The 7,331-nt window shown below is 68.3% G+C and carries 6 protein-coding genes and 1 pseudogene; 2 read left to right on the top strand and 5 right to left on the bottom strand.

Going from position 1 to position 7,331, the window contains the following annotated elements; translation table 11 throughout:
* Positions 1–1,707 (bottom strand): MMPL family transporter (locus G3N61_RS37185; protein WP_205824904.1); only part of this gene is annotated, 1,707 nt, incomplete at its 3' end.
* 323 nt (positions 1,708–2,030) lie between these two features.
* Between G3N61_RS37185 and G3N61_RS37190 the strand changes: the two genes are divergently transcribed.
* Positions 2,031–2,627: an ABC transporter substrate-binding protein gene (locus G3N61_RS37190; protein ID WP_011353639.1), complete on the top strand. Its 597-nt coding sequence runs from the start codon at positions 2,031–2,033 to the stop codon at positions 2,625–2,627.
* 80 nt (positions 2,628–2,707) lie between these two features.
* Here G3N61_RS37190 and G3N61_RS37195 read toward each other — a convergent pair whose 3' ends face one another.
* The gene (locus G3N61_RS37195) at positions 2,708–3,346 is read right to left on the bottom strand and encodes a TetR/AcrR family transcriptional regulator (protein ID WP_043186301.1); all 639 of its coding nucleotides are present in this window, start codon (positions 3,344–3,346) and stop codon (positions 2,708–2,710) included.
* A 145-nt stretch (positions 3,347–3,491) separates the two neighbouring features.
* Here G3N61_RS37195 and G3N61_RS37200 point away from each other — a divergent pair, with 145 nt between their 5' ends.
* A complete protein-coding gene (locus tag G3N61_RS37200) occupies positions 3,492–5,012 on the top strand; it encodes an MFS transporter (protein WP_205824905.1) in 1,521 nt (506 codons plus the stop codon).
* A gap of 53 nt (positions 5,013–5,065) precedes the next feature.
* Here the strand turns inward: G3N61_RS37200 and G3N61_RS37205 are convergent, their stop codons facing one another.
* From G3N61_RS37205 to G3N61_RS37215, 3 genes and pseudogenes are all read right to left on the bottom strand, one after another.
* The gene (locus tag G3N61_RS37205) at positions 5,066–5,710 is read right to left on the bottom strand and encodes a response regulator transcription factor (RefSeq protein ID WP_043186307.1); all 645 of its coding nucleotides are present in this window, start codon (positions 5,708–5,710) and stop codon (positions 5,066–5,068) included.
* Between the two features lie 29 nt (positions 5,711–5,739).
* Positions 5,740–7,125: a cache domain-containing protein gene (locus G3N61_RS37210; RefSeq protein WP_175023726.1), complete on the bottom strand. Its 1,386-nt coding sequence runs from the start codon at positions 7,123–7,125 to the stop codon at positions 5,740–5,742.
* A gap of 71 nt (positions 7,126–7,196) precedes the next feature.
* Positions 7,197–7,331: pseudogene (locus G3N61_RS37215) on the bottom strand (sulfonate ABC transporter substrate-binding protein); the annotation flags it as partial.

The raw sequence follows: 7,331 nt of genomic DNA on the forward strand, positions 1-7,331 counted from the left end.
CGCGGCCGGCTGCGTCAGCGCGGGCAGCAGGTCGCTCGCGGCGGCGGCGATCGCCGCGCGCTTGGCTGGCTGTTCGGCGGGGATGAAGGTCGACAGCGTGGTCGTGCGGCCGACTTCGGGCAGCGCGTCGAGGCGCTTCGCGGCCGCGTCGGCCTCCGCGAGCGACGGCGCGAGCAGCGTGACGTCGTTGACGGCGGCTTCCGGCGAATCCTTCAGTGCGAGCAGCGTCGCCATCGATTCGCTGTGCGGATCCTTCAGGTTCAGCGGGTTGAAGTCGAAGCGCAGGAACGCGAGCAGCGGCAGCGCGCCGATCACGACCGCGAGCGTGCCGATCAGGATCGGCTTGCGATGGCGATCGAGGAAATCGTCGACCGGCGCGAGCCACGGGAAGCCCGGCGTTTTAGATTCGCCCGGCGGCGCGAACAGGCGCAGCAGCGCGGGCAGCAGCGTGATCGTGGTGAGCAGCGCGACGAACATGCCGACGCCCGCGATCAGGCCGAGCTCGGACACGCCGCGATACGCGGTGGGGATGAACGAGAAGAAGCTCGCCGCGACCGCGGTGGTGGCCAGCGCGAGCGGCATGCCCATCGAGTGCGCGGCGCCGATCAGCGCGTGATCGATGCGTGGATCGCGGAAGCGCTCCTCGCGGTACTTCACGCCGTACTGGATCGAGAAGTCGACGCCGAGGCCGACGAACAGCACCATGAACGCGACCGAGATCATGTTCAGCGAGCCGACCATCGCGAGGCCGAGCGCGGCGGTCACGACGAGGCCGACGAACAGCGTGACGAGCACCGAGCCGATCATCCGCTTCGAGCGCAGCGCGAGCCACAGGATGACGAGCACGGCGAGCAGCGTGATGACACCGTTGAGCGCCGCGCCATCTTGAACCGACGCGAATTCGTCGTCGGCGAGCGGCTGCTCGCCGGTCAGGCGCACGGCTGCGCCAAAGCGCTTCTCGAGGTCGAGCGAACGGGCCGCGTCGCGGATCACCTGGCTGGTTTCCGCGCCGGCCTGCAGTGCGCCGTAATTGACCACCGGCTGCACGGTGACGAATGCGCGCGCGGGTTGCCGTGCGGCATCGCTGTCGACCAGCGCGCGCCACGAGAACGCGGCCGGCTTGCCGGCCAGCACGTCGTCGACCGTCGCGGCACTGCGCGAGAGCAGCTTCGCCATCGTGGACAGTTTCACCTGGCCGGTCAGCAGCGGCTGGCCGAGCGTGGTGGACAGCGTGGTGGCGAGCCCGGTCAGGCTCGGGTTCTTCGCGAGTTCATTGACGAGCGGACGCGCGCTCGCGAGCTGCGACGTGGTATCCGTGACCTCCTGCGGCGACAGGAACAGCAGCCCGTTGTGCTCGAAGAACGGACCGCCGCCGGGCTCGGCGACCTGGCCGATGCGGCCGGCTTCGGCATCCTTCTGCAGGGCTTCGGTCAGCGCATGCGCGGCGGCGTTCGCGAATTCGGGCGCAGGCGCTTCGACGACCGCGAGGATCGTGCCGTTGCGTTGCGGGAACGCTTTATCGACGGCCTGGCCGAGTGCGGCAAATTGCGGTTCCGCATCGACGAGCTTGCTGATGTCGGTGTTGATCTTGAAATGCTGCGCGACATAGACGCCGCTGAGCGCGGCGATGACGAGCGACAGGACGACGACCCAGACGGGGCGTCGCACCGACCATGCAACGAGTCGGACGATGAGAGATGTCACCATGTGGCGGTGGGGAGCGGCTGGCAAGGGCAAAGTAGCCAAGTATACCGGCGCAGCGTGGCGGCGGTCGTGACGTTGGGGGTTTCGGGGAGGGAAGGAGATTTGTTCACAGCGGCGGAATCGATACCGATGGCCGGCTGGTTTGTAAGGGGATATTTACATAATCGCCGCCGCGCTGCTTCGACGTGCCGCTGCACGCCTGTGACAAACGAAGCTGAAAGGTAACAGTCGGTCACGGCGGCACACCGAGGCGTCAGGCCCGGTATACTTTGCTTCGTCGGCCGGTGCAATGAACCGGTCGTTTTTTCTCATCGAGCGATATTCGTATGAAACGTCATCTGTTTGCTTTCGTCGCGGCGGCCGCCGTGTCGGTTTCCGCTTTCGCGCAGAGCGCGCCGGTCGATATCGTCCGCAATGCGGTCGAGGGCACCGTTACCGCGATGAAGGCCGATCCGGCCGCCCGCGGCGGTGACATGGCGAAAGTCACGCAAGTCGTCGAGCAGCGCTTCCTGCCCGCGACCAACTTCGAGCGCACGACCCGCATCGCGGTCGGCGACGCGTGGAAGCAGGCCACGCCGCAACAGCAGCAGGAGCTGTACAAGCAGTTCAAGCTGCTGATGACGCGCACCTATGCCGCGTCGCTCGCGCAGCTCGGCAGCCAGGACGCGAAGTTCTCGTTCAAGGCCGGCGGCGCGTCGGGTGCCGATGCGCTCGTCCAGTCGACGGTCACGACGCCGGGCGACAGCCAGTCGGTCGGCTATCGTCTCGGCAAGGTCGGCAACGACTGGAAGATCTACGACATCGACATGTCGGGCGCGTGGCTGATCCAGGTCTACCAGGGGCAGTTCAAGAGCCAGCTCGCGTCGGGCGGGATCGACGGGCTGATCGCGTATCTGCAGAAGCACAATTCGCGGACGAACTGACGGCCGTTGTCAGGCCGCAGTCCGGATCGACGAAGGGCGCCCTCGGGCGCCCTTTTTCATGGCTGTGCGCTGGCTGCGCGTCACGCGCCGATGCCGAGCATCCGCAGGCAATCGTCGACCACGGCATCGACGAACGCGGCACGATCCGTTTCCGGGGCCGCGATGATGTGATCGGTCGCGCCGTGCACGCCCGCATAGATCAGCAGCGCGGTGACCTGCGGATGCGCGAGCCGCCAGGTGCCGGCCCGAGCGCCGCCGTCGAGAATCGCGCCGAGCTGCTCGAGGATCGCGTTCTTGTCGGCATTCGCGCGATCGTGGTGATGGTGGTTCGCGTAGACGATGTCGTGCGTGCGGTAGGTCGCCGCATAGGTTTCGATGTTGGCGCGGATCCACGCGCGCAGGCGCGCGAGCCAGTCGTCGGCGTCGCACGCGTCCACCGCGTGCTGCAGCCGGTCGAGGAACGACGACGTGTAGCGCTGCGCGAGCGCGGCGAGCATGTCGGACTTCGATTCGAAGTAGTGATAGAACGTGCCTTTCGCGACCTGCGCGTGCTCGACGATCTCGCTGATGGTCGTCGCTTCCACACCCTGCGCGAGGAACAGCGTCTCGGCCGCCGCCATCAGTTCCTCGAGGCGCACTTCCGCCGGCTTCGTGCGCGGCTTGCCTGCCGGCGCGTCGTCCTTCACTGTCGTGGTCCCTGCCTTTGTCCTGTCCGTCATCGCGCGGCTCGACGCCCGTTCGTGCAAAGCCCGCAGTTTAGGCCAGCACCCCCGCTCGCGGCCAACGCAATCCATTGACCGACGGTCAGTCGATATATATGATGAGAATCATTCTCATCCCGATGCCCGTGAAGGGCCGCCCGCCATGCCTCGCTACCGTCGCGCCGCACTCGTCCTGGCCGCCTGCCTCGGCACCTTTCTCGCCACGCTCGACATCAGCATCGTCAACGTCGCGTTGCCGACGCTGCAAACGGCGCTCGATACCGACATCGGCGGCCTCCAGTGGGTCGTCAACGCGTATGCGCTCGCGCTGTCCGCGTTCATGCTGTCGGCCGGGCCGCTCGGCGATCGCTACGGACACAAGCGCGTGTGGCTCGCCAGCGTGGTTCTGTTCACGGCCGGGTCGGTGGTCTGCGCATGCGCGGGCAGCATCGAGCCGTTGCTGATCGGCCGCGCGATCCAGGGGCTTGCCGGCGCATTGCTGATACCGGGCGCGATGCCGATCCTCACGCATGCGTTTCCCGATGCGCGCGAGCGCGCCCGCGCGATCGGCGGATGGTCCGCGTTCAGCGCGCTCGCGCTGATCCTCGGGCCGCTGGTGGGCGGCCTGCTCGTCGAGCACGGCGGATGGCAGAACATCTTCCTCGTCAACGTGCCGATCGGCATCGTGACCGTGCTGCTCGGCGCATGGGGCATTCCGGAGCGCCGGCATCCGCAGCATGCGGCGTTCGATCCGCTCGGCCAGGTGCTGAGCGTGGTCTGGCTCGGGTTGCTCACGTACGGGCTGATCGGCATCGGCGAAGCCGGCGTGTCGCACCCGAAGGTGCTCGCGCCGCTGGCGGGCGCCGCGGTGGCGTTCGTCGTGTTCGTGCGGGTCGAAACGCGCGTCGAGCGGCCGCTGCTGCCGGTCTGGCTGTTTCGCGACCGGCGGCTGGTGCGCGCCAATCTCGCGTCGTTCGTGCTCGGGTTCTCGGGGTACAGCAGCCTGTTTTTCCTGTCGCTGTTCCTGCAGCAGGCGCAGGGGCGCACGCCGGCTGAGGCCGGCTGGCAACTGATGCCGCAGTTCGTGATGACGGCGATCACGTCGATGCTGTTCGGGCGCATCGCGGCGCGCATTCCGTTGCACGCGCTGATGGTGGCCGGGTACGGCCTGATCGGCGCGATGCTCTCGGTCATGGCCGGCTTCGGCGCGGGAACGCCGTATGTGCCGGTCGGTGTCGCGCTGGCGGTGCTCGGGGTCGGCATGGGGCTCGCGGTGCCCGCGACCGGCATGACCGTGATGGAACTGGCGCCGGCTGAACGCGCGGGCATGGCGTCGGCGACGATGAACGCGTTGCGTCAGACCGGGATGAGCATGGGCATCGCGGTGCTCGGCAGCATGATGAGCATCGGTGCGCTGCACCGGATGACGGCCGCGATGCAGGCGGCCGGGAGTGCGCAAGCGGATACGATCGCGCGGCAGGCCGTGATGGAGCATGTGTTCGCTGCCGGCCGGCCGGAATTGCTCGGTGCGTATCGGGAGGCGATGGCGCACGGGTTTTCGATCGCGGTTTTGTGTTCTGGAATCCTCAGTATGGCGATTGCGGCGATGCTGATGGTGCGGCGTGAATCGGAGAAGCAATCGGGGCGCGCGGCGGCGTGCGTGACGTCTTCACTGCCGGAATGATCCGGCGTGTGGCAGGTCGGGCCTTTCGCCGCGGATCGCCGCGTCGGGCTCGCCTACCTTCGCCGATGCTCCACCGCGAACTTGATCAGCTCGGCCTGCCCTTCGATCTCCAGCTTGCGCTTCAAATTGAGCCGGTGCGTCTCGACCGTGCGCACCGACAGCCCGGTCTGCTGCGCGATCTGCTTGCTCGACAGCCCTTCCGCCAGCGCATCGAGGATGTCGCGTTCGCGCGGCGTGAGCCGGTCGAGCGGTGACGCGGTCGCGCTCGCATGGATCATCCGCGCGGCGAGCCCTTCGCTGAAGAACGTCTGGCCGGCCAGCACCGCGCCGATCGCGCGCACGATCTCGCTCGCGGGCGAATCCTTCAGCAGGTAGCCGCTCGCGCCGGCGCGCACGGCCTGCGTCACGTATTCGATGTTGTCGTGCATCGACAGCATCAGCACGCGGATGCCCGGAAAGCGCTCATGGAACACGCCCGCGAGCGTGATGCCGTTCATCCCGTTCATGCCGACGTCCATCAGCGCGAGATCGGGTTCGAGCGACGCGGCGAGCGCGAGCGCCTCGTCGGCGTTGCCGGCTTCGCCGACGACCGACAGGTCGGCCGCTTCGAGCCTCATCCGCAAGCCGTCGCGCACGAGCGGGTGATCGTCGACGAGCAGCAGTCGGGCGACGGGCCGGGCGGTGTCGGGGGCGCTCATGCGTGAAAGGTCTCCTGTGATGGGGCGCGTCATGACGCGGTGCCGGGCAGCGGCACGCGCGCGGCGACGATCGTGTGGCCGACCTGCGACGTGATCGTCAGCATGCCGCCGAGCGCGTCGAGGCGCTCGCGCATGTTGCGCAGGCCGATGCCGCGGCGCGCGTCGGCCTGCGAGCGTTCGGCGTCGAAGCCGCAGCCGTTGTCGGCGATGGTCAGCGTGACGGATTGCGCGCCGACGTCGAGCGTGACGGCCGCGCGCGACGCCTGCGCATGATGCACGATGTTGCTGAGCGCTTCCTGCGCGATCCGGAACAGCGCGGTGTTGACCGCCGCGGGCAGCGGCCGGGCGCCGCTGTGCGCGACCTGCGTATAGCCGATGTCGATGCCGCTTTCGGCGCCGAGCTCGCGCACCAGCTGCTCGAGTGCCGCCGCGAGGCCGAGATCGTCCAGCATTGCGGGACGCAGCGCATGCGAGATGCGCCGCACTTCGCGCAGCGTGTCGCCGAGCCGCACGACGCCCGATGCCAGCGCCTGCTCGGCCTCGGGCATGCGTGCCGAGCCGCGTTCGAAGCGTGCGAGCGCGGATTCGAGCATCAGCTTCGCGGACACCATCATCTGGCTGATCCCGTCATGCAGCTCGCGCGACAGCCGCGCCCGCTCCTGCTCCTGCGATTCGACGACGCGCTGCGCGAGCAGCTTGAGCTTCGCGTCGGCACTGCGCGACTCGCTGACGTTCAGCACCAGCGCGCACACGACGATCGCCGCCGCGCCCGTGAGCGCGATCGCGGTGAGCCAGCTCATCGTGCGCTCGATGTTCGCGGACGCACGCGCGTCGATGCGCTGCAGCGCGGTGTCGACGTCGTCGAGATAGATGCCGGTGCCGACCATCCAGCCCCAGCGTTCGAGCGCGACGACGTAGCCGAGCTTCGGCGCGACGCGGCCCGTCGACGGCCGCTGCCAGGTGTAGCGCACGTAGCCGCCGCCGCTCGACGCGGTGCCGATCAGCTTCTGGATCGTCAGCGCGCCCTGCGGGTCGCGCATCGACCAGTAGTTGTGGCCGACGCGCTCGGGCTCGCGCGGATGCATCAGCGCATTGCCGTGCAGGTCGTACACGAAGAAATAGCCGTCGGGGCCGAAATCCATCTTCTGCAGCATCGCGAGCGCCTGCGTGCGCAGCATCGCGTCGTCGCGCGCGTTGCGGCCGCTCGCGTCGTAGAGCGGCATGATCGCGCTCGTCGCGAGCTCGACGTAGTGCTTCAGCTCGACTTCCTTGCTCGACAGGTACGCGGCCTGGATCGTCGCGTGCTGCGTGCGCGCGAGGGACGTCGCCTGCTGGCGCACGCCGAAGCCGATGCCGGCGATCGCGAGCAGGAACGGCACGATGGCCAGAAGGAAGATCTTTGCCTTGAGTCTCATGGTGGTGCGAAGCGGCCGCGCACCTGCGCGGGCCGGCCGGGCGCGTCAGTCGCGCGGCGGCGTGTCGAGGCGACATTGTCGAAGTCGATCGATCCCGCGTTCAGCGCCTCGAGTTGCGGCGGCCCCGACGGAAACTCGGTCCACGTGACGGTCACGCCGAGTGTCGCGAGCTTGCTCTGCAACGTGCCGCGCGCCTTGAGCAGACT

The organism is Burkholderia sp. Ac-20349 (assembly GCF_017104865.1).
In the GTDB taxonomy this organism is placed as follows: Bacteria; Pseudomonadota; Gammaproteobacteria; order Burkholderiales; family Burkholderiaceae; genus Burkholderia; species Burkholderia aenigmatica.